Here is a 25,866-nt window from a genome sequence, read left to right on the forward strand (position 1 = left end):
CTCCGGGCTGCGGTTATCCCACTCCGGCGTAGGAATGCAGGCCGACGGTGACCAGGTTGACGAAGAAGAGGTTGAACACCATGGCGACGAAGCCGACCACGTTGATCCAGGCCGCCTTGCGGTCCCGCCAACCGGCCGTCGACCGCGCGTGCAGATACGCGGCGTACACCACCCAGGCGATGAAGGCCACCGTCTCCTTGGGGTCCCAACCCCAGTACCGGCCCCAAGCCTCCTCGGCCCAGATCGCGCCGAAGATCACCCCGAAGCCGAAGACCGGGAAGCCGAAGATCGTGGTCCGGTAGGCGATCCGGTCGAGCGTCTGCGCGTCCGGCAGCCGCTGCACCAGCTGGGCCACCTTGCCCGGGGTGTCCGGCTCTGAGAGCCGGGAGGTGCGCAGCAGAAACAGGATGCTGGCGACCCCGGCGACCATGAACACCCCAGAACCCAGGCTGACCACCGAGACGTGGATGGGCAGCCAGTAGGACTGCAGGGCGGGCATCACCGGGGCGGCGTTGGTGTACAGCCACCGGCCGGAGACGGTCAGCAAAATGAGCACCGGCAGCAGCAGGAAGACCCACAGCGGTCGATATTGCGGACGGCGCAACATGATTGCGCCGGCGACCAGCCCGCAGAAGCAGGTCAGGTTGATGAACTCGTACATGTTGCCCCACGGCACCCGCTGGGTGGCCAGGCCGCGCAGCACGATGCACAGAAACAGCAGTCCGATGCCGGCGTAAACCAGCAGCAGCCCGGCCCGGCCGACGCGTTCGTCGAACGGTCGCCGCGGGGCTTGGGTCACCACGCCGGGGGCCGCGCTGTCCGCCCCGACGGCGACAAGCTCGCGGTCGGTCGCGCGGCTGCGCGTGTAGGCGAGCTCGACGGCCAGCAGCAGCAGGGCGACCACCATGATCACCACCGCCGACGTGAACGCCCAGTCGGAGTTGCGCGCCAGTCCGAGGTGGATATGCGTGGTATTCACGGGTTGCTCCTTCCGGTCGCGATCGGCTCGGCCGGCGCCTCGCTCAGGCCGTTTTCCAGCCGCTCGACGAGCCGCTCGAATTCGTCGCCCCAGCCGGCGTTGTCAGTCCGCGCCAAACCGCCTACCTGGACATTCACCGTACCCGCCGTCGCGGTCTCCAGCCGAATCCAGACCCGTCGTCGACGGATCACCAACGACACCACCAGCCCAGCCATCATCGCCATCGCCGACATCAGCACCCAGATCTGCCCCGGGTCGTGGGAGACCTGCAGGTTGACGAACGGCACGGCGCCATCGAAGCGCACGACCGTGCCCGCGGCGGGCCCCTGGTCGATGCGCACCTGCTGGCCGACCCGCAGGTTGACCCGCTTGACCCGGGTGATCCGGTGCTGGTCGATCAGTCGCGGATCCAGGTCGTACAGCGACTGCGGGCGGCCGCTGTCCAGGCCGGTGTCACCGGTGTAGATGTCAATGGCGACCGCAGGCGCGATCAGCGCCGGAAAGCTCGACGACAGCAGGGTCCCCTCGAGTTGCTCGGTGGGTGCCAGCAATCCGGTGATGGCGATCTGATGCTTGCGCCGTTCGGCGGCGTCGGGATAGGTCCCGGCGGGCGGGTCGATGCGCGCGACCCCGGAGGACAGCAACGTCTGCGCGTTGTCGGGCCGCCACTGCACGGTCGAGGTGCGGATCTGCCCGTCCGGGAAGACGACGCTGAACATCGGCGCGTAGCCGTGACCCTGCAGATACACCCGGTCGCCGCTAACGCGCAGCGGGTGGTTGACCTCGAGGCGGTACGGCCGCCAACTGCCGCCGTTCAGGTCGCGCCCGGCCTGATAGTCGATGTCGGCGGCGAACGACGTCGCTTGCCCCGACGGCAGATACTTGGCCTTGAAGTCGTTGACGCGCAGGCAGATCGGGTGCAGCGACGTGCCGTCGACGGTGTTGCCGGCCCGGAACGAGTCGAACACCGCCGGTGACGCCGAGCAGAACCCGGGTCCGCCGTCGGCGATGACGACGACGTTGCCCTCGTAGCCGAACAGCTTGCCGGCGGCCACCGCGACCAGCAGACCCAGCAGCGAGAAATGGAAGACCAGGTTGCCGAATTCGCGCAGATAGCCTTTCTCCGCCGAGATCTCGATGGTCTCGCCGCGCCGCACGGTCGTGCGCCAGCCGCGCAGCCGTTCGGTGAAAGTCTGGGTTAGCTCGTCGGGATCGCCGACGATGGTGGCGACGGCGTGCTTGGGCAGCCGGGACAGGTTGCGGGGTGCGGGCACCGGCGTCGCGCGCATGTTGCGGGCATGCTCGATCATCCGCGGGGTCAGGCAACCCACCAGCGACACGAACAGCAGCGTGTAGATCGCGCTGAACCAGAAACTGCCAAACACGTTGAACGCCTGCAGTTTTTCCAGTACCGGCCCGAGCTTCGGGTGAACGGCCAAGTACTCGTCGACCTTTCGGGCGTTGAGGCTGCGCTGCGGCAGCAGCGCACCGGGCATCGCGCCCAGCGCCAGCAGGAACAGCAGCACCAACGCGGTGCCCATCGATGTCAGCGCCCGCCAGGTGTTGCGGGCATAGGCGAGTAGCCGGCTCAAATCGGCAACCTCACATCAGAGACCAGCCCGTCACGCAGCCAGGACACGAAGTCACCCCAGACGCCGCTGACCAGGGCGACGCCCACCGCGATGAGCAGCACGCCGCCGAAGACCTGCAGCGCCCGGGTGTGACGGCGCAGCCAGCCGAGACCCGCGACGGCCGATGCCGACCCAAAGGCCAGCAGTACGAACGGAATTCCGAGGCCGAGGCAGTAGGCGATCACCAGGACAATTCCGCGGGCGACGCTGGCGCCGTCGGTCGCCGACGCCACGGTGACGACGCCGGCCAGTGTCGGGCCCAGGCACGGCGTCCAGCCCAACGCGAACACCGCCCCCAGCAGCGGCGCACCGGCCAGCGTCGACAGCTGCCGCGGCGCGAACCGGAATTGGCGCTGCAGCGCGGGGACGTAGCCCACGAACACCAGGCCCATCACGATGGTGATTGCGCCCCCGACCCGTTGCAACACAACCTGATTGGTGATCAGCGACGTGGTCATCCCCAACACGGCGACGGTGCCGAGCAGGAACACCACGGTGAACCCGGCGACGAACAGCGCCGCCGACCCGGCCACCCGCCACCGCGCGTTCGCTCCCGCATTGTCGGCCTCGTCGACGCCGACCACCGCGGCCAGATACGACAGGTAGCCCGGCACCAGCGGCACCACGCACGGCGATGCGAACGACACCAGCCCGGCCAGTACCGAGACCGCCAGTGCGAGCAGAAGCGGTCCGGCGGTGGCGGTTTCGGTGAATCCGCTCACTGCGACCCCGGTTCGGCTGCGATCCGCAGGACCACCGGCTGCAGATCGTCGGCGAGCACTTCGCGCAGGAACACCGCGGCCACCCGGTGGCTGCGGTCCAGCACCAGGGTGGACGGGATGACCGACGTCGGGTACTTGCCGCCGAACGCGATCATGGTCCGCATCGCCGGGTCGTAGATCGACGGGAAGGTCACCCTTCGGTCTTTGACGAAGTCCTGGGCGGCCTCGCGGTTGCTGTCGCGAACGTCGATGCCCAGCACGGCAACCCCGCTGCCGCGGGTGGCGTCGTACATGTGCTGCAGCGCCGATGCCTCGGTGCGGCACGGCCCGCACCATTGGCCCCAGACGTTGATGACGACGACCTTGCCGGCGAACTCGTCGAGCGACACGTTGCGCGACGGGTCCATCAGTTCCGGACCGGCGATCGGGCCCGGCCGGCCGCGGTGGTCGGGCGGGTCGTAGAGAATGTCGGTTTTGCCTCCGGGAGAGACGAATTCGAAGGTGCCGCCTTGCGCGACGGCGTCGTCACCGGTAGAGCAGCCGACCAGTAGGCCGGCCGCTGCGACGGCGACGAACGCCAGCTTGCTCAACTGAGTGCCGGCTCGCTGTACAGCACGTCGATCAGCCGATCGCCGTCGAAGACGAGCGAAGTCACCGAGCCCACCGCGCATTCGCGGCGGCGCGGGTCGTGCCAGAGCCGTTTGCCGGTCACCGACAGCCGGCCGGTCCACACCGGAAGCTGGTGGCTGACGCAGACGACTTCGTGCCCGGTGGCCCGCGCGCGGGCCTTATCGATCGCGGTCGTCATGCGGGCCGCGATCTGTTTGTACGGCTCGCCCCAGGACGGGGTGAAGGGGTTGCGGAGGTGCCACCAGAACCGCGGGTCGCGCCAGGCGCCGTCGCCGGGGCTCGCCCGCTTGCCCTCGAAGTAGTTGGCCGACTCGATCAGGTCGGGGTCGGTGTCGACGGTGAGATTGTGACGGGCAGCGATCGGCGCGGCGGTCTCCTGCGCGCGCTGCAGCGGGGAGGCGATGACGGCGACGATGTCACGCTCGGCCAGCGCATCGGCCACCGCCTGAGCCTGTCGATTTCCTTTGTCGGACAACCGAAAGCCGGGTAGCCGTCCGTAGAGAATCTGGTCGGGGTTGTACACCTCACCGTGGCGGATCAGGTGGACTCGGGTCTGTTCGGCCATCAGGGTGTGGTCTCCTTGGCGGCTGCTGCGGCGGTCGCGGCGGCGGGTAGAGCGTCGGCAATGCGGGCGAACGCGGCGTCGTCGAGCGCCGCCGAGACGAACCAGGCCTCGAATGCGCTGCACGGCGGATACACCCCGGCGTCGAGCAGCGCGTGGAAGAACGGCGCGAATCGCCATGTCTCGCTGGCGCGCGCCGCGGTGAAGTCGGTCACCGGCGCCTCGCCGAAGAAGACGCTGAGCATGTTGCCGGCCCGCGGAATTCGGTGTGGCACACCGGCCTCGGTCAAGGCGATTGACAGCAAACCGGCCAGCCGGTCAGCGTTGGCGTCGAGCGCGGCGTAGACCTTTTCGTCCGCGGCCCGCAGCGTCGCCAGTCCGGCGGCGACGGCGACCGGGTTACCGGACAGCGTGCCGGCCTGATACACCGGCCCGAGTGGGGCGAGTCGCTGCATCACATCGGCACGCCCACCGAACGCCGCGGCCGGCAGTCCGCCGCTCATTACCTTGCCGAAGGTGAACAGGTCGGCATCGACGGGATCGACGCCGTACCAACCACTTCGGCTGATCCGGAATCCGGTCATCACTTCGTCGATGATCAGCAGTGCGCCGTGCCCGGCGGTGATCTTTTTCAGCCCGGCGTTGAAGCCCGTCGCGGGTGGGACGACACCCATGTTGCCGGGGCTGGCCTCGGTGATCACGGCGGCGATCTGGTCGCCGAACTTTTCGAAGGTGTCGCGCACCGCGTCGATGTCGTTGTACCGCAACACGATTGTATCGGCGGCGGTCGCGCCGGTGACCCCGGGCGAGGACGGCAGGCCCAGCGTCGCGACGCCGGAGCCGGCGTCGGCCAGCAGCGCGTCGACGTGGCCGTGGTAGCAGCCGGAGAACTTGACGATTTTGGCCCGACCGGTGAATCCGCGGGCCAGCCGGACCGCGCTCATGGTGGCCTCGGTGCCGGAGTTGACCAGCCGGATCAACTCGACCGGCGCCACCCGGTCGATGATCTCGGTGGCCAGTTCGCTTTCACCGGGGGTCGGCGCCCCGAACGACAGCCCGGAGCGGGCGGCTTTGGTGACGGCGTCCACCACCGACGGGTGCGCGTGGCCGAGGATCATCGGCCCCCACGAGCAGACCAGATCGACGTAGCGGTTGCCGTCGGCGTCGGTGAGCCAGTAGCCGTTGGCTTCGGTGATGAAGCGGGGGGTGCCGCCGACCGCCTTGAACGCTCGTACCGGCGAATTCACCCCGCCCGGAATGACCGCGCTGGCAGCGTCGAACAGCTTCGACGAAACCTCTGTATGCACGACTCCAGTGTCCCAGCCGTACGGAATGGTTCGACTACAGGGTGTAGTTGTTCAGGCGATGACCCCATCAGCCACACCAGCCCCGTCACGTCGGGGATGATGCGTGTTCAAATTTGTGATCGCCGGCGATATCAGCCCAGCTAGATGGCGAGCTTCGGCACCACGCTGTGCAACTCCGGCGCGGGATGAGTCAGGCATCCAAGCCGTCGTTCCTCAGCCACGATCGCGGCTGCCTTGGCGTCGACGGCCAACTGCTGTAATTCACGGCGGCAGAGGTCGGCCACGATGAGGCCGTTCATGCGGGTGCACCACTGGACAACCGCGTCGTCATCGCTGGCTTCGGCGCCGGCGAAGAGCAGCGCGTGCAGCCCCTCGAGCTCCGCGTCGTCAAGCGTTTTCAGTGGGCAGCGTTCGCTGGTGGTGCCGCCGACGTCAACGCCGGTGGTCACCGACACCAGCCGGACCAGTAGGGCGTCGGACACCGACCCGGCCCACCGTGCGAGACCCGGATGGCGCGACCGCGACAACTGCGCACAGACACCGAGCAGTGTGGAGGTGGCCCCTTCGGGTAGCTCGCCGACGGCGGGATAAGTCATGTGTGATCCTCCTCATACTGGTGAAGAGGTATTCGGCGCCGAATTCGTCGTGGTTGGGTCCGGCAAGAGGGTTGAGGTCGGCGGCGGCGTAGGAGTTGGATGACGGTATGCAACTACCGCAGCGACTCGCCCGGTTCAACCGGCACGTCACCAATCCAATCCAGCGCATGTGGGCCGGCTGGGCCCCGTCGTTCGGCATCCTCGAGCACGTCGGACGGCGCTCCGGCAAGGCTTACCGCACCCCGTTGACGGTGTTCAACGCCGACGTCGACGGCAAGCCGGGCGTCGCGATCCTGCTGACCTACGGCCCGGACCGCGACTGGTTGAAGAACCTCAACGCCGCCGGTGGCGGGCAGATGCGCCGCCATGGGAAGACATTTCACGTCAGCAACCCGCGAACCGTCACCAAGGAGGAGGCGGCGACCCATGTCACCAGCGGGGCGCACCGGGTCTTCGCCAGGCTGCCCTTCGAACAGGCGGTGCTGCTGACCAAGACCGGCTGAGCTCAGCTCGCCGTCGCGCTGGAAACCACGTGGTGCATCGGGATCGGATAGGTCGCCGCGGCCCGCGCGGTCAGGTCGTCGCGCAGCCACGCGGAATGCTCGACCGGCAACGTCGAGATCACCAGCTGGTCGGGACGGAACTGCTCCACAGCCGTCGCCAGCGCGTGCTCCGGTCGGTAGTCGCCGAGTCCGCCTTGCGCGCGCAGATCGATGGCGCGCATCGCCGCAAGCATGTCGTCGAGGCGCTGCTGGGCTGCCTGGTGGGTGGCGTCCTCGATGTAGACCGGACCGATGTCGGCTTGGCCGGTATCGATCGGGCTGGCTGGAACGCAGACGAAATATTCTGCGTCGCGCCGAGGGTCGACGCGCTCCAGTTCATCGAAGAGCTCTCTGGCGGAGAGGGTTTGGTTCGCGAGTAGCAGTACTCGGGTGGCTGTGCCGGCCGGTTGCGCTTCGGGTTCGGCCGCCTCACGCCGACGTCGCAGCCGGCCGACGAGGTAGAGCGCGATCACCACCGACCACGACAGCAGACCGAGCCAGAGCTGGATGCGGACCGCACGATCGAACGCCATCAGCACCAGCGCACCGACGAGACAGGCGACCGTGATGATCGACAAGGTGGGAAAGAACCACATCTTCACAATGAGGTTCTCCGGCGGCGTGCGACGACGCAGCACGATCTGGGACAGCGCGATCACTAAGTAAATCGACAGCACGATCGCACCGGCCGAGTTGAGCAGGAAGCTGAAGACGGTGTTCGGCGCGACCCACGCCATGACCACGCAGATGAAACCCACGACCGACGACGCCAGGATTGCCACGTACGGCGATCCGCGCCGACCTACCTTGAGCAACTGGCGTGGGGCTTCGCGTCGGGCAGCGAGCACAAACAACATGCGCGACGAGGTGTAAAGCCCTGAGTTCAGACACGACAGCACCGCGGTCAGCACCACCGCATTCATGATGTCGTCGGCGGCCGGAAGTCCCATTACCTTGAACGCCGCCACGTACGGCGAGACGCTGATCTCGCGGGCGTTCCACGGCAGGATCAACGTCAACAGCAAGACCGAGCCGACGAAGAAGATGGCGATGCGGGCGACGACGGTGTTGGTGGCCCGTCGCACCGATCGCACGGGGTCCGGGGTCTCGGCGGCGGCGATGGTGGCGACTTCGGCGCCGACCATGGACGGGATCACCAGCGCGATCGCCCCGAAGACGGCGCCGACGCCCAGCGGAAAGAACCCGCCGTGTGCGGTGAAGTTGCTGAAGTCGTGATGACGATGCGGCCACAACCCCAGCACGAAGGCCGCGCCGAAGCCGAGAAAAGCCACCACGGTCGCCACTTTGGTTGCGGAGAACCAGAATTCGAACTCGCCGAACGACGACACCGAGAACAGGTTTGTCGCTGTCATGGTGGACAGCAGAATCAACGAGGACAGCCACAACGGCGCTGGGAACCAGTAGGTGATGACCTTCCCGCCGGCGATGGCCTCGAAGCCGACCACGACCACCCAGAAATACCAGTAGAGCCAGCCCACCGAGAAGCCCGCCCAACCGCCGAGGGCCTGGCGGGCATATTCGGCGAACGAACCCGTCGACGGGTTCGCGGTGGCCATCTCGCCCAGCATGCGCATCACCAGCGCCATCAGTACGCCGCACATCGCAAAGGTCAAAAAGGCTCCGGGCCCGGTCTTGCTGACCACGAAACCCGATCCCACGAACAGCCCGGCGCCGATCACGCCGCCGATGGCGATCATGTTGAGCTGTCGCTGCGACAACCCCTGATGTAACCCGGAAGCGTCCTGCTCGTCTGAAGCTGCAACCACTACGGCGTCTCCCCCTAAAACTGCGGCCGGTCACCGAACGGCTCAATGACGCGTGTCGATCGGTTCCTGCGTGCCCTTCCATCGACGACGGCAAACGACAGCGGCGCGGCTCTGGTCACCGACCCGAGTGGACCAGCTTCCGGCAAGGGGCCGGGCAGGCTTTGTCCGTCACGTTGTCGCAGTGAGTTCGAACACTGGGTGGTCCGCCGGATCAGGCAACTTGAGGAAGTAGCCGTTGACGGCTCTACCAGCCTTTTGTCGGTACGCGGTCAGGATCGGCCGGCGCTGCGAGGTGGGCGTTTCGTGCGCGACGTACGTCACGGCGCCGGACTTGTTGGTCAACGTGACGGTGGGATTCGCCCGGACGTTTTTGACCCACTGCGACTCCCCGCGTGTGGAGACCAGATAGCGGGTGCCACCGACGTCGACGGTAACGACGGGAATGTGTTGGGACTCCGCACTGCCCCGCCGCGTGACGGTCAGGGTTTCGCTGTTGCTGAGGCCGGTGGCCATTGCGATCCGGTTGAAGACCTTGACGGTGAACCACGGCGGCTTGAGGTAGGCCATACCGAGCGAGTTTTCATTAGATAGCCGACGACCGCAACGACTCGCCCGGTTAACCAGCTGAACACGGTGGGCTAGCGGTCTGTGGTCGCGTTTTCGAGACGGGGCCGCGTTGATACTCGGCAGCCACGGTGTGCCAAGCCCCGCCCGGGGGGTCCGGTCAATGGGTCTAGGCGCTCGGCGGCACCAACAGCGGGTCAGCCGTTGGTGACGGCGGGTATGCGCCACCGACGGGTGACGAAGTAGACCACGACGACGATGACCCAGGACAGCAGGCTAAACCAGAACTGCACGCGCGCGGTGTTGTCGAAGGCCATCTGGACCAGCACCGCGGCGATCCCGGCCACCGTCAGGATCGACAACACCGGGAAGAACCACATCCTGACTTTCAATTTATCCAGCGGTGTCTGTCGTCGTAACACGATCTGCGACAACGCAATCAGCAAGTAGACGAGCAACACGATGGCGCCCGACGAGTTGAGCAGAAACTGAAACACCGTGTTCGGGGCGACTCCGGCCATGATGACGCAGAGGAAGCCCACCACCGACGAACCCACGATCGCGAGGGAGGGCACTCCGCGCCGGCTGACTGTGAGCATCCGGGCCGGCGCTTCGTGTTGCCCGGCGAGCACGAACAGCACCCGGGATGCGGTGTAGAGGCCGGAGTTCAGACACGACAGCACCGCCGTGAGCACCACCGCGTTCATCACATGGTCGGCACCCGGGATGCCCATCTGCCTCAACGCCGCGACGAACGGCGACGAACCCGGCTGCACGGAGTTCCACGGCATGACGACCGTCAGCAGAAAGATCGATCCGACAAAGAAAATCGCGATGCGAGCCGCCACCGCGTTCGTTGCCCGCTGGACGGCGCGCTCGGGGTCGGGGGTCTCCGCGGCAGCGATCGTCGCGACCTCGGCGCCGACCATGGAGAAGATCACCACGACGATGGCACCGAAGGCGCCGTGCCATCCGTTGGGCAAGAACCCGCCGTGGGCGTGCAGGTTGGAAAGGTCGGCATGTCGGTGCGGCCACAGCCCGAAGGCATACATCGAGCCGAGCAACAAAAAGAGCAGGATGGCCGCGACTTTGATTCCCGCGAACCAGAATTCGAACTCGCCGTAGGAGGCCACCGAGAACAGGTTCGTCGCCGTCATCAATACCATCAAGATCAGCGACAGCAACCACAGCGGCGCGGGAAACCAGTAGGTGATGACCTTCGCCCCGGCGACTGCTTCGAAGCCGACGACGATCACCCAGTAGTACCAATACAGCCAGCCGACCGAGAACCCCGCCCAACCACCCAGCGCTTCGCGCGCGTATTCGGCGAACGAACCGGTCGAGGGATTGGCGGTGGCCATTTCGCCGAGCATCCGCATCACCAGGATGATCAGCACGCCACACAACGCGTAGGTCAGGAATGCGGCCGGTCCGGCTTTGCCAATCACGACGCCCGACCCGACGAAAAACCCGGCACCGATGATGCCCCCGATGGCGATCATCGTCAGCTGACGCTGCGACAAGCCCTGTTGCAGTTGCGATGTGGCGCCGCTCATCTCGTGGGTCTCCGGCATGACGGGACGCTAACACCTACGCGCGTGGCCGCGCTCGATTCATACCGGCACGGCGCGCAGCGCAGCGGGCAGGCTGGGCAGGAAATGGGTGGTGGCGAACGCGCGAATGTCGTCGTCGTCGACCATCCTCTGGCGGGCCGGCAACAACAACAGCATCGCTGCGTAACGCAGGATGGTGTCGGCCAGCTCATCCACCGCCGCAGCGCCGATTTGCTCAGCGAACCCGTCCGGGAAGATCACCCGCAACGCGGCGGCCATCCGTTCGACGGCGGCATCCCAGTGCTGGTTGGCCAATTCGAGCATCAGACCAGGCTCGTCGGCGAGCATCCGGGTCAGCACCCGGTGCTGGCGGAACCGCACGATCGAGAGCGTGAACGCCTCGACGTAGTAATTCGATTGCGGCCTGCCGCTTTTCAGCTCGTGGGCGATGTTGGCGAACAGGATCGCGTTTTCGCGGTCGATGACGGCGGCGACCAGGTCGTCGCGGTTGGCGAAGCGCCGGTAAATGGTGGTGCGGCTGACGCCGGCGCGGCGGGCCACGTCGTCGAGCGCCACCCGCCGGAAGCCATGCTGCTGGAATTCGACGACGGCCGCGTCGAGGATCGCGTTGGTGGCTGCGTCAACCCCGGGCATATCCGCCACGTGCAAAACCGTTGTAGCGCAGTCGCATCGGCAGATGGTCCCACAGCAGATTCACCGGCCGCGACCGCCATGCCGCGGCGAACCGCTGATAGCGGCGTTCCTGGCGATCACTCCAGGGCAGATCCAGCAGGGTCCTGGTCCGCGGCGGCATTCCGCCGGTGGTGAGGAACGCCGCAAGTGGGTTGAACACCGGAGCCACCACCCGCCACACCAGTGGCGACACACCCTTCGGGCACGGGAAGCCTTTGGTCACATATCCCACACCGTATTTCGCGGTCGGGTGCGCGATCATCACGCCTTCGATCATGTGATCCCAGTATTTCTCGAACTCCTGATAGTTCGCCGGCATCGGCCGCTCGCTGACGCCGTAGCGGCGGTACCAGGTCTTCGATTCGAGGTAGATCTGTTCCTTCTCGGCGTCGGTCAGGCGCTTGACGAAGGTGTCGGCGAAGTAGAGCACCTGCTCGACGAAGGTGGCGTGCGCCCAGAAGTAGGTGTCGGGGTCCAGCGCGTGATACCGGTCGCCGCTGGGCATCTCGCCTTTGATCTGGTGATGGAAGTCGCGGACCTGCTGGCCGGTGTTGTCGTCGTCGGACCCGTAGACGGTTTTGAAGATCGGCGGCAGCGACCGCTTGATGCGCGCGGACGTGTCGCTGAAGAACACCGAATGATCCAGCACGCCCTGCCCGAGTTCGGCCAGCATGTTCTGCAGCACGGCGGGACGCGGTCCGATCAGGAACATTCGGTTGTCGCCGAAGTACCGCCACACCAGCGATTGCGGCCCCAGCGGTAGCGCATCGGCGCTCTGCGCGGCCGAGGACTCACGCAACTCGGTCATGCGGAACAGTGTTACATATTTTGCACTTTGTACCAAGAGCAATGCTTGCGTTGGCAAAACGTGACCGCCATGTTGCCTTCGAATCCGGCGTGCCTCGGTGGGCACCGCTGCGCAGGACGGCAATATTGCGCTCGTGCCTGAGCTTTCCCGCCGTGCTGCGCTGCGCCTGGGTGCCAGTGCCGTAGCGGGAGCAGCGGGCATCTGGACGTTCGGTGCCCTGGTCGATCCGGAGCAGGTCCCGGCCGACCCCAGCCCCTTCGATCCCGCGTCGCCGGCGGGGCCGCCCGCGCCACCGGTCGCTGCTGAAATTCCGTTGCCAACCAAGGTATCCGGCTCGTTCGTCTCGGCTGCCCGCGGCGGCATCGTGACCAACTACATCATCGCCAGGCCGCCCGGTCAGATCGCGCCGCTGCGCCCGGTGATCGCGTTACACGGCGTGCGCGGCAGTGCCAAGCAGGTGATGAGCTTCGGCGTCGAACAGGTGCTCGACGATCTGGTCAAGGCGGGCCGGCCGCCGTTCGCGGTGGTCGCTGTCGACGGCGGCGACAGCTACTGGCATCGGCGGGCCGGCGGCGAAGACGCCGGCTCGATGGTGCTCAACGAGCTGATCCCGATGCTGTCGACGATGAACATGGACATCACCCGAGTGGGTTTCATCGGCTGGTCGATGGGCGGCTACGGCGCCATGCTGCTGGGCTCCCGGCTTGGTCCGGCGCGCACCGCCGGGATCTGCGCGATCAGCCCGGCGCTGTACCAGTCTTACACCGCCAGCACGTTGGGCGCATTCGACAGCTACGACGACTGGACGCACAACACCGTCTTCGGATTGCCTGCGCTGTCCACGATTCCGCTGCGGATCGACTGCGGCAACGACGACCGGTTCGCGCCGGCCACGCATCAGTTCATCGCCCAGCTGCGCACCCCGCCCGCCGGCGCGTTCGCGCCCGGCGGACACGACGAGGCGTACTGGCGTCAGCAGCTGCCGGGCGAACTGGCCTGGCTGTCATCCTGACTTGACAGTTCTCCAAATCGCTTGAGCCGCAAGCTGTTTGTTACGACCAGCAGCGACGAGCAGGCCATCGCCGCCCCCGAGATCATCGGGTTCAGTAGGCCCAAGGCGGCCAGCGGGATGGCTGCCGCGTTGTAGGCGAACGCCCAGAACAGGTTCATCCGGATGGTCCGCAGCGTGCGTGCGGACAGCCGCAGCGCGGTCAGCACGGTGCGGACGTCGGTGCGCATCAGGGTGAGATCGCCGGCGTCGATCGCCGCGTCGGCGCCGCTGCCCATCGCCATCCCGATGTCGGCGACGGCGAGGGCGACCGAGTCGTTGACCCCATCACCGACCATGGCCACCGTCCGGCCTCGGGTCTGCAAAAGCTGGATGGCGTCGGCCTTTTCGGTCGGCAGCACGCCGGCGATCACGTCGTCGGCGGCGATACCCACGTGCTCGGCGACATGCCGTGCCACCGCCGGGCTGTCGCCGGTGAGCAACATCGCGGTGATACCCATCGCCGTCAGGTCGGCGATCGCGGCGACGCTGTCGGGCTTGACCTGATCGGCCAGCGTGATCACGCCGCGGACCTGTCCATCCCAGGTCACCTGCACCGCCGTCTGGCGTGCCGTCGGCGGTGCCAGCAGGTCGACGCCGGCCAGCGACCCGACGCGGGACACGGCCACTTCCACGCCGTCGACCACGCCGACGACACCGGTACCGGGATCATTGACGAACTGGTCGGGGCCATCGCCGACCGGCAGGCCGCGGGCGCGGGCGGCCGCCACGATCGCCTCGGCCACCGGATGCTCGGACGCCGACTCGATCGCGGCCGCCTTCGCCAGCACGACGTCGGGCTCTTCGCCGGGCCGGGCCTCGATGTCGTACACCGCCATCGCGCCGGTGGTCAGGGTTCCGGTCTTGTCGAAGACGACGGTGTCGACGCGTCCGATGGTCTCGAGCAGCTTCGGGTCTTTGATCAGGATGCCCAGCTGTGCGCCGCGGCCGGTGCCGACCAGGATCGCGGTCGGGGTGGCCAGCCCGAGCGCGCACGGGCAGGCGATGATCAGCACCGCGACGGCGGCGGTGAACGCCGACGCCGACGGCTGTCCGGCGAGCAACCAGCCGGCCATGGTCGCCGCGGCGATCAACAGCACCGCCGGCACGAAGATCGCCGCGACCCGGTCGGCCGTCCGCTGGACGGGCGCCTTGTCGTTCTGGGCGTCGCTGACCAGCGTGGCCATCCGGGCCAGCTGGGTGTCGGCGCCGACTCGCGCGGCGCGCACCAGCAGCCGTCCATAGGTGTTGAGCGAGCCACCGACCACGGTGTCGCCGGCGTTCACGTCGATGGGAACCGGCTCACCGGTCATCGCCGACGTGTCCAAAGCCGTTGCACCGTCGACGATTACGCCGTCGGCGGCCACCCGCTCCCCCGGTCGCACCACCACCACATCGCCGACCTGCAGCTGCGAGACGGGCACGCGGACCTCGTCGCCATCACGCAGCACCGCGGCGTCCTTGGCGCCCAGATTCAATAGCGAGCGCAGCGCCGCCCCGGACGCACGTTTGGCCCGCGCCTCGGCGTAGTGACCGGCCAGCTGGAACACCGTGACCGCGGCCGCGACTTCGAAGTACAGCGGGCCCGAACCTCGCAGCACCAGGGCCGTCGACCAAAGGTAGGCGGCCAGCGTGCCCAGCGACACCAACGTGTCCATCGTCGTCGTGCGATGCCGTAGGCCGAGCAGGGCAGCGCGGTGGAACGGATAGCCGCCCCAGGCCACCACGGGTGTGGTCAGCGCCAGCGCCAGCCACTGCCAGCCGTCGAACTGCCACGCCATCACCATCGACACGGCCACCACCGGAATCGCCAGCAACGTCGAGCCGATGAGGCGCACCCGCAACTCATCTCGCGGCGCCTCGTCGGAGTGCCCGAGCGGATCGACGACCACCGAAGCGTGGTAGCCCGTCGACTCCACCGCGCGGATCAAGTCGCCGGCCGACACCTCGGACTCGTGCTGGACGTGCGCGCGTTCGAGCGCGAAGTTCACCGCGGCGCGCACCCCGTCGAGGCGGTTCAGCGCCCCTTCGACGCGGGCAGCGCAGGACGCGCAGCTCATGCCGCGCAGGTCGAGATCGGTGGTGGTCATGGCGCGGCGCGGCCGGCCCGCCGCAGCCGGGCGATGCCGACCACGGCCAGCATGCCGGCCAGCGCCGCGAGCAGCAGGGTCACCAGCAGCATCGACGGGTCATAGACCACTGACATGGTCACCGGGTGGTCCTTGAGCACGGGTGCGACGGCCACCGTGGAGCGCACCGCCGACCAGGCCGTCGCGCAGCCGACCGCCGCGGCGAGGGCCACCAGCAGTTCGACGACAGCGCGCGAACGGGCCATCACCAACGTGAATTCTTGTCGTCGTCGTCGGGGGGCTCGTTGGGTCCGACGCGCTCTTCGACCAGCGGGGTCAGCAGGTTGCGCAGATGACGGTGCCGGCGCGCCCACGCCTGGGCGGTGCGGCCGCCGGTGAGCCGCAGTCCGATTCCGGTGCGGCCCTTGGGCACCCCGACCAGCTCGCCGAGCGCGCGGGCGGACTGCCAGCGCTCGACGTCTTTCTTCGCGGCCAGCGGGTTGTCGGGTTCGGGGTACACCTTGAGGATCTCGGCTATTTTGATCGTCTCGGTGCCCTGGCGCAGGGTATGCGGGGTCAGCACGACCGAGGTGTGAATGCGGGCCGCTTTGACTTGCAGCGCAATGAAAGCCGACATCACCACCAGGAAGAACGCCGGAATGGAGATCTGCCAACCCGCGCCGTTGGACTTCTCGATCCACAGCATGATCCCGGCGGCAATCGGGCCGGCAAGCAGCCAGTACCAGGTGGCGCCGACCTCGCGGAAGAGCGGCGATGCTTTGGTGTCAGTCCCGGCAGTCACGTCATCCATCATCCCTGCCGGACCAGGGTTCGAATTATCTGGGTCATTGTCGGCGCTCACCTGGTGAAGTAGTCGTGTGAGTCGCTGCGGTGCAGCAGGAACATGCCCCCGGCGATCAGCACCGATCCGGTGATGCCGGCCGCGCCGCAGGCGACGGCCCATACCGGTGGCCAGGTGACGGTGAACAGCCGGATGGCGACGTAGACCACGGTCGCGATCGCCCCGCCCGTCAAAGTTGTTCGGGCCCAGCGGTATCCGGCCCGCATCAGGATCAGGAACGTCACCACCACGGCGCACAGCGCCCCGGTGAACAACCCCGATGCGATCAGCAGCGGCGTGGCGCCGTGACCCGTCGACGAGCCGAACAGGTCGGCGATGTAGCCCACCACCATCAGCGGCAGCGCCGCCAGCCACAGCCAGAAGCCGGTGTCGACGTCGATCGGCCGCTCGGGTGGCTCCGAGCCAGTCGGGGGCCAGTGCTCGAGGGGACCCGTCACGACAACCAGTTGGCCGCGGCGGCGGCCCAGTAGGTCAACACGATGTCGGCGCCGGCGCGCCGAATGCTGGTCAGCGACTCCAGTGCGGCGACCCGCTCGTTGATCCAGCCGTTGGCGGCGGCCGCGGCGATCATCGCGTACTCCCCCGACACCTGGTAGGCGGCGACGGGCACCGGCGAGATCTCCGCGGCTGCCTTGACGAGGTCGAGGTAGCTCATCGCCGGCTTCACCATCACGATGTCGGCGCCCTCGGCGAGGTCGAGACGCACTTCATGCAACGCCTCGCGGGCGTTGCCCGGCTCCTGCTGATAGGTGCGCCGGTCGCCAATCAGGCTGGAGCTCACCGCTTCCCGGAACGGGCCGTAGAACGCCGACGCGAACTTGGCCGCGTAGGCCAGGATGATCACGTCGGTGTGGCCGGCGGCGTCCAGGCCGTCGCGAATGGCCGCCACCTGGCCGTCCATCATGCCGCTCGGGCCGACCACGTGTGCGCCCGACTCAGCCTGCGCGACAGCCAGTTCCACATACCGCTTCAGCGTCATGTCGTTGTCGACCCGGCCGCGTTCGTCGAGCACGCCGCAGTGGCCATGATCGGTGAATTCGTCCAGGCAGGTGTCGGCCATCAGCACGGTCGAGTCGCCGAGGTCCTTGGTCAGGTCGCGCAGCGCGACGTTGAGGATGCCGTCGGGATCCGAACCCGCCGACCCGGCGGCGTCCTTGTCCTCGGCGCGCGGCACGCCGAACAGCATCAGCCCGCCCACTCCGGCGCTCACCGCCTCGGCAGCGGCGGAACGCAACGAGTCGCGGGTGTGTTGCACGACGCCCGGCATTGAGGAGATCGGTGCCGGCTCGTCGATGCCGTCGGCAACGAACATCGGCAACACCAAATGCCTTGGCTCCAGCGATGTTTGCGCCACCAACCGGCGCAGCGCCGGAGTCGACCGGAGTCGACGCGGCCGCTGCCGGGGGTAGGGGCTCATTCGCCCACGTTGACTCTGCGTCGAGGGCGGCCGCTACTCGAACTTCTGCGCCACTGACGCAGGGTCAACGCGCGAGAAGTCATCGCCTGCGGCTCTTCTTACGCGGCGGCGGCAGCGCACCCTCGGCACGCAGCCGGGCCGCGTGCTCGGCCAACGCCTCGATCAGCGGACCGACCGCCGCGGTTTCGGGTTGCACGTCGACGCGCAGGCCGAATTCGGCTGCGGTCTCGGCGGTTTTCGGGCCGATGCAGGCGACGATGGTGCGCGCGTGCGGCTTGCCGGCGATGCCGACCAGGTTGCGCACCGTCGAGCTGGAGGTGAAGCACACCGCGTCGAAACCACCGGTCTTGATCATTTCGCGGGTGGCCGCCGGCGGCGGGGCAGCCCGCACGGTCCGGTAGGCGGTGACGTCTTCGATCTCCCAGCCGCGTTCGCGCAGACCCTCGGCCAGCGTCTCGGTGGCGATGTCGGCACGCGGCAGCAGCACCCGGTTCACCGGGTCGAAAATGCTGTCGTAGTCCGGGAATTCGTCCAGCAGACCCAGTGATGACTGCTCGCCGGAGGGCACCAGTTCGGGGCTGATCCCGAACGCGCGGACCCGGTCCGCCGTCGACTCGCCGACGCAGGCGATCTTCACACCGGAGAATGCGCGGGCGTCGAGACCGAACTCGCCGAACTTCTCCCACACCGCGCGTACCGCGTTGGTGGAGGTGAACACCACCCACTGGTAGCGGCCGTCGACCAGACCCTTGACCGCGCGCTCCATCTGCGCGGGGCTGCGCGGCGGCTCGACGGCGATGGTCGGCACCTCGATCGGCAGTGCGCCGTGCGCGGTCAGCCGGTCGCTCATCTCACCGGCCTGGTCCTTGGTGCGCGGCACCAGCACCGTCCAGCCGTAGAGGGCGCGACTTTCCCACCAGTTCAGCTTGGCCCGGTTGGCGACCGTCTTGCCGATGGTCACGATCACCGGCGACGGTGCTGCCGCGTCGGCGCCGAGCAGCAGCGTCGAATCGGTCAGCCCGCCCAGCGTCGACTCCACCGAACGCTGCGCGCAGGTGGTGCCTGACGACGTCACCACGCAGGGGGTGGTGTCGGCCAGGCCGTACTCGATCAGCGTGCGCGCCGCGTCGGCGACATGTGACGACGTGGCCTGCAGGATCAGCGGACCCGGTCCGGCGGCCAGGGCTCCCCAGTCCACGTCACCGCGGACGTCGGCAACGGTGTGCGACGAGCCCAGCGGCAGACCGGCGTAGGTCGGCACCGCGTCGCTGGCGGCCAGGCCCGGCACGATCTCGAAGTGCAGGTGGCTGCGGGCCACGGAGTTCACCTCGGTGATCACCGAGTCCAGCGACAGCGGATCGCCGGACACCAGCCGGACCACGTCGGCGCCGGTGCGGGCCTCGGCGACCAGCGTCTTGGCCACCTCGGTGGGATCGCCCAAAGCGGGCCGGATGTCGGGTCCCACCGACATCACCGCGGCAGGTTGTTTGTCGGTGTCGGCACCCTCGCTGGTTCCGTTGTCCGACGGCGCAGCCTGCGCGGGCCCCGAGACTGGCGGCAAGTCCTTGCCGATCAGCGCCAAAACTGGCTCGGGCACGTCGGGATCAATGAACACCAGGGGGGCATTGGCCAGTACCGTTGCGGCCCGCATCGTCAGCAGAGCCGGGTCGCCAGGACCCGCCCCCACGAACATGATGCGGCCCGGCCTCGGCTTGCGCCCTCGCGTCGTCATCGTCGCTCCTACCTACTTATTTTGTTGGCGCGCTTGCCTTAACGCGCACTCGACATGACTTCCCGTGCACCCAAGTCGAACAGCTCGGCGGCCACCGAGAGCCCGAGCTCTCGTGCCCGATCCGGACTGCCGATCCCGGACGCGCGGATCACATCAGATCCGTCTAGCGCCGCCACACAGCTGCGCAGCGACAGCTCGTTGAAGATGTGGCCCTCCTCGTCGATGGACTCGACCACTTCCGCGATCGCCCCCACCGGCGCGGAACAACCCGCCTCCAGTTCGGCGAGCAGGGCACGCTCGGCGGTGACGGCCGCGCGGGAGTCCGCGTCGTCCAGCTCCGCCAGCAGTGTCGCGAGCCGGGAATCCCCGGAGCGGCACTCGATGGCGAGGGCTCCTTGAGCCGGCGCCGGCAACATCTGTACCGGCTCCAGCGTCTCGGTGACGGCGTCGAGACGTCCCAGCCGGGTTAGACCCGCCCGGGCAACCACGATCGCGTCCAAATCGCCATTGCTTACCCTGTTCAACCTGGTGTCTAGGTTGCCTCGTAGGGGGCGAATTTCCAAACCGAGACCCAGTGCTCTAAGCTGCGCGGCCCGTCGCGGGGACGATGTGCCCACAACTGCGCCGTTCGGCAGCTCTCCCAGCACCAACCCGTCGCGGGCCACCAGCGCGTCCCGGGCATCCTCGCGGGGCGGGATGGCGGCGATCACGAACCGCGCATCGTGGGCGGTCGGCAGGTCCTTGTAGGAATGCACTGCCATGTCGACCTGTCCGTCGTCGATGGCTTCCCTTAGCGCGGCGGTGAATACACCGACACCGATGTCGGCGATCGGCTCCTGGGACTGGTCCCCTGCAGTGCTGACGATCACCAATTCGGCCTGATGACCCTTGGCCAGCAGGGCATCTCGAATGATGCCGGCCTGGGTGGTGGCCAGCACGCTGCCACGGGTACCTATCCGGATCACGTCGGCCAAGCGGCTACTCTGCAGAATCTGTTGGGACAGAGGGCAATTCGCCCGCGGTAGCGACGGCGTCGACCGCGGTCTGGTCGAGCTCGAACAGCTCTCTCAGCGCTTCGGCGTAGGCGTCGCCGCCGGGCGCCCTGGCCAGTTGCTTGATGCGCACGGTGGGTGCGTGCAGCAGCTTGTCGACGACGCGGCGCACGGTGCGGGCGACCTCGTCTTTTTGGGCAGCTTCGAGACCCGGGAGCCGGTTCTCCAGGCGCAGGAGTTCGGCCTCGACGACGTCGGCGGCGCGCTGGCGCAGCGCGGTGACGGTCGGGGTGACCTCGGCCATCCGCTGGCCGGCCAGGTAGGTGGCGACCTCGGCGGCGACCATGTGGCGGGCGGCATCGGCGTCGGCCGCGGCAGCTCTGGCGGAGGGTTCGCGCTGGATGCGGTCCATGTCGACCACCCAGACGCCGGGCAGCCCCGAGACTGCCGGGTCGACGTCGCGCGGCATGCCCAGGTCGCAGATCACCAGCGGGGTGTCCTCGCGGCGTCCGGCGGTCAGCGCGTTGTGCACGTCGGCCAGCGACACCACCGGGCGCACTGCGCCGGTGCAGCTGACGACGACGTGGGCTTCGGCTAGCGCGGTGGACAGGTTGTCCAGGCTCAATGCCTCAGCCGAGGTGCCGGAGTCGCGGATCTTCCGGGCCAGCCGCTGCGCGCGGGGCAGCGACCGGTTGACGACGTAGACGTTGTCGATGCCGGCGCGGGTCAGGTGGCCGACCGACAGCGCGCCCATCGCTCCGGCCCCGACGACGACGGCCGTCTTGCCCTGCAGGCCCTCGAGCTTTGCCTCAGCCATGCCGAGCGCGACGGAGACGACGGATGCGCCCGCGGCGTCGATGCCGGTTTCGGAGTGCACCCGCTTGCCGACCGCCAGCGCGCGCTGGGCCAGCTCATGCAGGGTGCGGCCAACGGTGCGGTTGGCCTCGGCGGCGGCGTAGGCGCGACGGACCTGGCCCAGCACCTGCTGCTCGCCGATGACGGCTGAGTCCAGGCCGCTGGCGACGGCGAAGAAATGCTCGACGGCCGCCTCGCTGTAGCGGACGTAGGCGTATTTGGTGAGTTCAGGCACCGTCATGCCGGATTGGTCGGCGAGCACCTGGCCAATGGCCGACAGGCCGCCGTGGAAGGCGTCGACGACGGCGTAGACCTCGACGCGGTTGCACGTGGAGAGCACCATGGCCTCGGTTACCAGCGGCGACTGCATGACCCGGTCGACGAGTTTGACTTGCTCGGATTCGTCGGTGCTGAGCTGCTCCAAGACGGAGACCGGTGCGCTGCGGTGCGAGACACCGAAAAGCAGGACGCTCACGGCTGAATCACCTGGCCTGCTCCCTTGCTAACACCGGTGAATTGACTGCTGTCCACCGTAGACGGTTACCTGATGGGCCACCAAATTTGTGTGGTGTTTAACTCTTGGCCAGGTCCCGGCGCAGGCGAGGCTCGTCGAGCTCCCAGTAGCTGTGCTCGCGGCCGTCGAGCAGGACGACGGGCAGCCGGTCGCCGAATTCGGCTCGCAGGGCGGTGTCGCCTCTGGTGGCTTCGGCGTCGACGTCGGTTTTTGTCAGATCGAAGTCGAGCTCTTCGGCCAGTGGCTTCAGCTGCGCGTGGACGCCGTCGCAGATCGTGCAGCCCGCGCGGGTCAGCAGCTGGACGTGACGGCGGGTCATGAGATCCAGTGTGTCAGTTGAGTTCATTTGCACTGGCGTTCGATCATTGCGCCTGTTTGATTAATCGCCGCGAGCGTTGGCGCAGTGTCGTCGGAAGCGAGGCCCTCCAGTGCTAGGTCTTGGAACATTCCGGCAATCTTGCGTGTGGCCGCCGCAAGATCCGTTGCTGTGGCGGGCTCGTCGGCCAATGCGGTAAATAAATGCGCGCTACCGACTACGTAAACCTGCCGCATGTTCACCGCAACTGCGAGTTGTGCAGTTGGGTCGTTGCCACCGGTTCTCGACGCATTGGTGTCGACGGCATGGTGAATTTTCGCGTATGCGGCGCACACTCTCGACTGGGCATCGAAGACCTGCTGGCTGCTAAATGTGGGCGTTAATGGAGCAACCGCATCTCTGTCCTGCACCGGCCTCAGCCACGCGGCAACCGCCGCGCCGACAGCGACGAGAGTGATGACAAACATAACAGCGACTTGCCATCGGGCGGGGTCGTGCGGCGGTTGCGCTGGCGGCCAAGGCATCTGCGGGCCTTGCGGGTGGGGAGGGAATCCGGGTGCAGGAGTATTCGACATGCGCCGGATGCTAACGCCAACGACCGGCTGAAGTTCTCCGCTTGGAGGTCGGTCCGGATCTGACCACATAGACGAGATCACCGGCTACCTCATTGCGATGCAAGGACGACGCTAGCGAAGAACCCGTTTTTGGTTCGTCATCGCTGCTGCCCACTGACGCTCGTCATACATGCTTGAAACCAAGCCAAGTGATAATTAGCGTCACTCCTGTTGCCGCGTACCAATGCTTCGATAGCCGCCAGAAGTTGCCAATTGCCCAGGTCTTTGGGGTCCACTTCGTCGGGATAAGCGGCGACCACACGCTCACCAATGTCATCGAGATATTGGCGCAATTTTTCGACTTCAGGACCATCCACTCCGGTACCAGACGACGCCGCCTTCGCGAGAGTGTGCGCCATTCGGGGGAGTCCGTCGCGGAATAGTGTCGCGCTGCCGAGTTCCCAGCCAAGTTCCTCGATCTCCGGCGCGTGCCGGGGACGCGGCGAGGTGGGCACCGGCTCATTTGCTTCAGGAACATAGCGGTCTGGTGTGTGGGTGACCGCCAATTTCACTTCACCAAGCAGCACTTCGAGGTCACCGCGCCGACGGCCTGGCTCCAACAGCGTGACCGCGGAAGGAATGTCGATACCGGGTGGGATCCAGCCGCCCGCCAGATCAGCGACGAGCACCGTCGTATCGTCAGGGCGATCTCCCGCAGCCCATGCAAGGCGCGGCTCCTGGCGAGCAACCGCATCAACGATGCGCTGCAACCGATTTCGTTCTGTTGCATCAGCCGAAACCGCACCTGCGACAGCCCCGCCGGCGCCTGCCATGACCGCTTTGCCCGCAAATCCAATGGGCGCAGGCGGCTGGGTCAGCTGCGAGGGCACGGGACGAGCCGCTGACGCACCTTGAGAGACGGTCCCTGAGCCAGCAGCAGGGCTGGTCGCGGGCGAGGCCGGCGGCGGTGTCGGGTTGGGCGCTGGAGGAGGGCTCGGCGAACCGGCGGGTGCCGACGCTGCTGCGGGCCGCAAATCCGAGCCATAGGAAGGCAACGCGCCCCCCGCGTAGGAGGTTGACGGAGGCGCCGTCGTGGACGGCGCATAACCCGTATTTGTCGTCGACGCCGAATTCATCATCGGCGACGCGGACTGAGAACTGTAGGACGATGACGACGCTTGCGGCGTGGATGGCTGCTCGCTGGGAATCGGCGAATGCCAATCGCCCGCACCGGCTGTCGGCGCAGTAGTCGGCGATACCGGCGTCGACGCGACCGGTGGTGTAGTGGCAGCCGCTGGCGCGACCGCGTTAGCCCCCGGCCCTAGCCCCATGTCAGCGTGGTGCGTCCACTCACCCGAGCCGAAGCTGGGCGGCGGCCCGCCCTGGAACCCGCCTCCGTTGAAAGGCATTCCAGGTGAGCCCGAGGGCGATCCTCCACCAAAGTTGGAAAACCCCTGGCTGAACATCGGCGCCGGTGCGGCTTGCGGCGCCGCGGGTGAGGGGGCCACCGGCATCGAATTAGGTCCGGAACCTTGCACTACGGGCTCAGCATGGGGTGATATTGGCGGTGGCGCAGGGTTGTACCCAACATTTTGCGCTACCGGCTTTGGATCCGGAGCGAGTGCGGCCACTGGGTTTACGCTGTTGCCATGCGCGACTGGTTCCGCGCCGGGCACGTTGGTAGGGGATGCTCCCGGTGGAGCGGGGGGCGCCGGCGCGCCAGGTGGCGATGGTGGGGGCGTGAGCCCGGGGGTGGTCGTTTGGTATCCCACTGATCGCGTAAGCGACCCTCCCGACGACGAATTGGCGCCCGCAGCAACACCTCCACCACTAGCTGCCCCGCCCGACACTCCAGGCGCTGCGGGATTGACCCCCGTGGGCACGCCAGCACTTCCACCCGCTCCCACCGACGGGTTGACCACCGCAGGCACTGAACCACCACTAACGGCGCCGCCACCCGGCAAACCCGCTACGGCCGGATTCACGCCCGGCACCGCGCCACCAGCAGCCGCTCCAACACCAGCGGCTCCGCCCGACAGACCACCCGTCGCTGCACCCGATAAACCAGACACCGCCGGATTCACCCCTGGCACCGCACTACTACCGCCAACGCCCGACAGATCCTGGCTGCTAAGCATGTCTTTAACAGTGGGTTCTATGCCTCCGGTTCCGCGCGATCGGAATAGTTGACCCATGTCAATGCCGTTGGAACTGGCGAATTGGCGAAATGACTGCCCGGCAGCCTCCTGGTCCAGAATTCGCTGGCCTGCATCGCCTATGTCGCCGCCGCAGCTGGCGGCGGCGAGGTTAGCTTCTTGTTGTCCTCGGCCGATCGCTTCCAGAATGTGAGGCATCTTCACAACAACAGGCTCTTTGGATTGCAAGATTTGCTTAATTTCCTGGTTGTAGCGGTCCGCTATGTCAGTTAAATTCTCCCTGAGGTTGTGTACGCTGCTGAGCGCCGATGAATACGAGTCCTTTTTCACACCATTCTTCCGTGCAACATCCCGCGCGAGCTGCTCACCGTCGTCGAACAGTTGAACTAAGTGGTCCGCGGTTTTGCCCTCTTGCATGGCGAGCGGTCCGGTTTTCGCGGCATTAAGCAAATCTGCAATATTGTGGTGAGCTTCGGCGATTTGGCCTCGGTTCTGAACCCACGCATTAAGACCTGCAATGGTCACATCGCTAGGCCATTGATGCCCGACGATCAAAGTCGACCACTCGCCTGGAGGACCCTCGCTCGCCAGCATCATTTGCACAGCCCTTGGATAGCCAGCGCAGTCCCATTCGCGGCATCCTGCTCGGGCACTGCCGTATCGGACGCGAGATTGTCAAGTGTAAGCACTTGGAACACGTCAGCAAGTTTTCGCGTCGCCGCGGCTAGGTCAGATGGGGTTGCTGGTTCATTAGCGAGTGTGGTGAACAGGTATGCGCTACCTGCTTCGTATATCTGCCGCTCGTTTATAGCCACAGCCAGTTGAGCGGTCGGGTCGTTGCCACCTGTTCGCCCCGAGTTCGTGACACTCGCGTGATGGACTTTCTCGTAGGCCGCACATACTTTCGACTTTGCTTCGGCTATTTCTTGCTCGCTGTACGTAGGCTTCGGCGGAGTCGCTGACGTGTCGCGCGGGAT

Annotated in this window: 25 protein-coding genes; 2 read left to right on the plus strand and 23 right to left on the minus strand. The window is 67.0% G+C overall.

Annotated elements, in window-relative coordinates; translation table 11 throughout:
• Window positions 1-13: 13 nt before the first annotated feature.
• The 7 genes from ccsB to ACQY5A_RS22255 form a co-directional block, all read right to left on the minus strand.
• Entirely contained in the window at window positions 14-979 is a 966-nt protein-coding gene (gene ccsB / locus ACQY5A_RS22225) for a c-type cytochrome biogenesis protein CcsB (protein WP_428342448.1), read from the minus strand.
• Window positions 976-2,520, minus strand: a complete 1,545-nt coding sequence (resB, locus tag ACQY5A_RS22230; protein ID WP_428343286.1) for a cytochrome c biogenesis protein ResB — start codon at window positions 2,518-2,520, stop codon at window positions 976-978. The genes ccsB and resB overlap by 4 nt, the downstream gene beginning before the upstream one ends.
• Before the next feature lie 47 nt (window positions 2,521-2,567).
• Entirely contained in the window at window positions 2,568-3,332 is a 765-nt protein-coding gene (locus tag ACQY5A_RS22235; protein ID WP_428342449.1) for a cytochrome c biogenesis CcdA family protein, read from the minus strand.
• The gene (locus ACQY5A_RS22240; RefSeq protein ID WP_428342450.1) at window positions 3,329-3,922 is read right to left on the minus strand and encodes a TlpA disulfide reductase family protein; all 594 of its coding nucleotides are present in this window, start codon (window positions 3,920-3,922) and stop codon (window positions 3,329-3,331) included. Before ACQY5A_RS22240 ends, ACQY5A_RS22235 begins: the two co-directional genes overlap by 4 nt.
• On the minus strand, window positions 3,919-4,527 hold the full coding sequence (locus tag ACQY5A_RS22245; RefSeq protein ID WP_428342451.1) for a histidine phosphatase family protein: 609 nt from the start codon (window positions 4,525-4,527) through the stop codon (window positions 3,919-3,921). The genes ACQY5A_RS22240 and ACQY5A_RS22245 overlap by 4 nt, the downstream gene beginning before the upstream one ends.
• Window positions 4,527-5,858: a glutamate-1-semialdehyde 2,1-aminomutase gene (gene hemL, locus ACQY5A_RS22250; RefSeq protein WP_428343287.1), complete on the minus strand. Its 1,332-nt coding sequence runs from the start codon at window positions 5,856-5,858 to the stop codon at window positions 4,527-4,529. The genes ACQY5A_RS22245 and hemL overlap by 1 nt, the downstream gene beginning before the upstream one ends.
• 113 nt (window positions 5,859-5,971) lie before the next feature.
• On the minus strand, window positions 5,972-6,427 hold the full coding sequence (locus tag ACQY5A_RS22255; protein ID WP_428342452.1) for a hypothetical protein: 456 nt from the start codon (window positions 6,425-6,427) through the stop codon (window positions 5,972-5,974).
• A 107-nt stretch (window positions 6,428-6,534) separates the two neighbouring features.
• On the opposite strand from ACQY5A_RS22255, the gene ACQY5A_RS22260 reads away from it, so the two are divergent.
• Window positions 6,535-6,930 carry a nitroreductase family deazaflavin-dependent oxidoreductase gene (locus ACQY5A_RS22260; protein ID WP_428342453.1) on the plus strand — a complete coding sequence of 132 codons (396 nt, stop codon included), beginning with the start codon at window positions 6,535-6,537 and terminating at the stop codon, window positions 6,928-6,930.
• Between the two features lie 2 nt (window positions 6,931-6,932).
• Here ACQY5A_RS22260 and ACQY5A_RS22265 read toward each other — a convergent pair whose 3' ends face one another.
• The 5 genes from ACQY5A_RS22265 to ACQY5A_RS22285 form a co-directional block, all read right to left on the minus strand.
• Window positions 6,933-8,756 (minus strand): amino acid permease, encoded by a 1,824-nt coding sequence (locus tag ACQY5A_RS22265; protein ID WP_428342454.1) that lies wholly within the window; start codon window positions 8,754-8,756, stop codon window positions 6,933-6,935.
• Window positions 8,757-8,924: 168 nt separating this feature from the next.
• A complete protein-coding gene (locus ACQY5A_RS22270; protein ID WP_428342455.1) occupies window positions 8,925-9,323 on the minus strand; it encodes a nitroreductase/quinone reductase family protein in 399 nt (132 codons plus the stop codon).
• Between the two features lie 194 nt (window positions 9,324-9,517).
• Window positions 9,518-10,894 carry an amino acid permease gene (locus ACQY5A_RS22275; RefSeq protein ID WP_428342456.1) on the minus strand — a complete coding sequence of 459 codons (1,377 nt, stop codon included), beginning with the start codon at window positions 10,892-10,894 and terminating at the stop codon, window positions 9,518-9,520.
• Window positions 10,895-10,933: 39 nt separating this feature from the next.
• Window positions 10,934-11,527, minus strand: a complete 594-nt coding sequence (locus ACQY5A_RS22280; RefSeq protein ID WP_428343288.1) for a helix-turn-helix domain-containing protein — start codon at window positions 11,525-11,527, stop codon at window positions 10,934-10,936.
• The gene (locus tag ACQY5A_RS22285; protein WP_428342457.1) at window positions 11,514-12,374 is read right to left on the minus strand and encodes an oxygenase MpaB family protein; all 861 of its coding nucleotides are present in this window, start codon (window positions 12,372-12,374) and stop codon (window positions 11,514-11,516) included. The genes ACQY5A_RS22280 and ACQY5A_RS22285 overlap by 14 nt, the downstream gene beginning before the upstream one ends.
• Window positions 12,375-12,498: 124 nt before the next feature.
• Between ACQY5A_RS22285 and ACQY5A_RS22290 the strand changes: the two genes are divergently transcribed.
• Complete coding sequence (locus ACQY5A_RS22290; RefSeq protein ID WP_428343289.1) at window positions 12,499-13,386, plus strand: alpha/beta hydrolase; 888 nt, start codon at window positions 12,499-12,501, stop codon at window positions 13,384-13,386.
• On the opposite strand, the gene ACQY5A_RS22295 is transcribed toward ACQY5A_RS22290, so the two are convergent.
• The 11 genes from ACQY5A_RS22295 to ACQY5A_RS22345 form a co-directional block, all read right to left on the minus strand.
• Window positions 13,347-15,512: a heavy metal translocating P-type ATPase gene (locus tag ACQY5A_RS22295; RefSeq protein WP_428342458.1), complete on the minus strand. Its 2,166-nt coding sequence runs from the start codon at window positions 15,510-15,512 to the stop codon at window positions 13,347-13,349. The two genes, ACQY5A_RS22290 and ACQY5A_RS22295, sit on opposite strands and share 40 nt — an antisense overlap.
• A complete protein-coding gene (locus tag ACQY5A_RS22300) occupies window positions 15,509-15,760 on the minus strand; it encodes a hypothetical protein (protein WP_428342459.1) in 252 nt (83 codons plus the stop codon). Before ACQY5A_RS22300 ends, ACQY5A_RS22295 begins: the two co-directional genes overlap by 4 nt.
• Window positions 15,757-16,302 (minus strand): DUF3093 domain-containing protein, encoded by a 546-nt coding sequence (locus tag ACQY5A_RS22305; protein ID WP_428342460.1) that lies wholly within the window; start codon window positions 16,300-16,302, stop codon window positions 15,757-15,759. Before ACQY5A_RS22305 ends, ACQY5A_RS22300 begins: the two co-directional genes overlap by 4 nt.
• Before the next feature lie 47 nt (window positions 16,303-16,349).
• Window positions 16,350-16,790 (minus strand): hypothetical protein, encoded by a 441-nt coding sequence (locus ACQY5A_RS22310; RefSeq protein WP_428342461.1) that lies wholly within the window; start codon window positions 16,788-16,790, stop codon window positions 16,350-16,352.
• Window positions 16,787-17,770: a porphobilinogen synthase gene (hemB, locus tag ACQY5A_RS22315; protein WP_428342462.1), complete on the minus strand. Its 984-nt coding sequence runs from the start codon at window positions 17,768-17,770 to the stop codon at window positions 16,787-16,789. Before hemB ends, ACQY5A_RS22310 begins: the two co-directional genes overlap by 4 nt.
• A gap of 79 nt (window positions 17,771-17,849) precedes the next feature.
• Window positions 17,850-19,502: a uroporphyrinogen-III synthase gene (locus tag ACQY5A_RS22320; RefSeq protein ID WP_428342463.1), complete on the minus strand. Its 1,653-nt coding sequence runs from the start codon at window positions 19,500-19,502 to the stop codon at window positions 17,850-17,852.
• 38 nt (window positions 19,503-19,540) lie between these two features.
• Window positions 19,541-20,467 (minus strand): hydroxymethylbilane synthase, encoded by a 927-nt coding sequence (gene hemC, locus ACQY5A_RS22325; protein WP_428343290.1) that lies wholly within the window; start codon window positions 20,465-20,467, stop codon window positions 19,541-19,543.
• A gap of 13 nt (window positions 20,468-20,480) precedes the next feature.
• On the minus strand, window positions 20,481-21,824 hold the full coding sequence (locus tag ACQY5A_RS22330) for a glutamyl-tRNA reductase (protein WP_428342464.1): 1,344 nt from the start codon (window positions 21,822-21,824) through the stop codon (window positions 20,481-20,483).
• A 97-nt stretch (window positions 21,825-21,921) separates the two neighbouring features.
• The gene (locus ACQY5A_RS22335; protein ID WP_428342465.1) at window positions 21,922-22,182 is read right to left on the minus strand and encodes a glutaredoxin family protein; all 261 of its coding nucleotides are present in this window, start codon (window positions 22,180-22,182) and stop codon (window positions 21,922-21,924) included.
• A 23-nt stretch (window positions 22,183-22,205) separates the two neighbouring features.
• Window positions 22,206-22,646 carry a hypothetical protein gene (locus ACQY5A_RS22340; RefSeq protein WP_428342466.1) on the minus strand — a complete coding sequence of 147 codons (441 nt, stop codon included), beginning with the start codon at window positions 22,644-22,646 and terminating at the stop codon, window positions 22,206-22,208.
• A gap of 245 nt (window positions 22,647-22,891) precedes the next feature.
• Window positions 22,892-23,623: a DUF5632 domain-containing protein gene (locus tag ACQY5A_RS22345; RefSeq protein WP_428342467.1), complete on the minus strand. Its 732-nt coding sequence runs from the start codon at window positions 23,621-23,623 to the stop codon at window positions 22,892-22,894.
• Window positions 23,624-25,866: the final 2,243 nt, after the last annotated feature.

Source organism: Mycobacterium sp. (genome assembly GCF_965277065.1).
Taxonomy (GTDB): Bacteria; Actinomycetota; Actinomycetes; order Mycobacteriales; family Mycobacteriaceae; genus Mycobacterium.

Excerpts from the sequence above, each read along its gene's own strand:
- resB (WP_428343286.1), bottom strand. The coding sequence starts at position 2,520 with ATGGGCACCGCGTTGGTGCTGCTGTTCCTGCTGGCGCTGGGCGCGATG.
- ACQY5A_RS22245 (WP_428342451.1), bottom strand. The coding sequence starts at position 4,527 with ATGGCCGAACAGACCCGAGTCCACCTGATCCGCCACGGTGAGGTGTAC.
- ACQY5A_RS22255 (WP_428342452.1), bottom strand. The coding sequence starts at position 6,427 with ATGACTTATCCCGCCGTCGGCGAGCTACCCGAAGGGGCCACCTCCACA.
- ACQY5A_RS22260 (WP_428342453.1), top strand. The coding sequence starts at position 6,535 with ATGCAACTACCGCAGCGACTCGCCCGGTTCAACCGGCACGTCACCAAT.
- ACQY5A_RS22270 (WP_428342455.1), bottom strand. The coding sequence starts at position 9,323 with ATGGCCTACCTCAAGCCGCCGTGGTTCACCGTCAAGGTCTTCAACCGG.
- ACQY5A_RS22275 (WP_428342456.1), bottom strand. The coding sequence starts at position 10,894 with ATGCCGGAGACCCACGAGATGAGCGGCGCCACATCGCAACTGCAACAG.
- ACQY5A_RS22280 (WP_428343288.1), bottom strand. The coding sequence starts at position 11,527 with ATGCCCGGGGTTGACGCAGCCACCAACGCGATCCTCGACGCGGCCGTC.
- ACQY5A_RS22285 (WP_428342457.1), bottom strand. The coding sequence starts at position 12,374 with ATGACCGAGTTGCGTGAGTCCTCGGCCGCGCAGAGCGCCGATGCGCTA.
- ACQY5A_RS22295 (WP_428342458.1), bottom strand. The coding sequence starts at position 15,512 with ATGACCACCACCGATCTCGACCTGCGCGGCATGAGCTGCGCGTCCTGC.
- ACQY5A_RS22305 (WP_428342460.1), bottom strand. The coding sequence starts at position 16,302 with ATGGATGACGTGACTGCCGGGACTGACACCAAAGCATCGCCGCTCTTC.
- hemB (WP_428342462.1), bottom strand. The coding sequence starts at position 17,770 with ATGAGCCCCTACCCCCGGCAGCGGCCGCGTCGACTCCGGTCGACTCCG.
- ACQY5A_RS22320 (WP_428342463.1), bottom strand. The coding sequence starts at position 19,502 with ATGACGACGCGAGGGCGCAAGCCGAGGCCGGGCCGCATCATGTTCGTG.
- ACQY5A_RS22335 (WP_428342465.1), bottom strand. The coding sequence starts at position 22,182 with ATGACCCGCCGTCACGTCCAGCTGCTGACCCGCGCGGGCTGCACGATC.
- ACQY5A_RS22340 (WP_428342466.1), bottom strand. The coding sequence starts at position 22,646 with ATGTTTGTCATCACTCTCGTCGCTGTCGGCGCGGCGGTTGCCGCGTGG.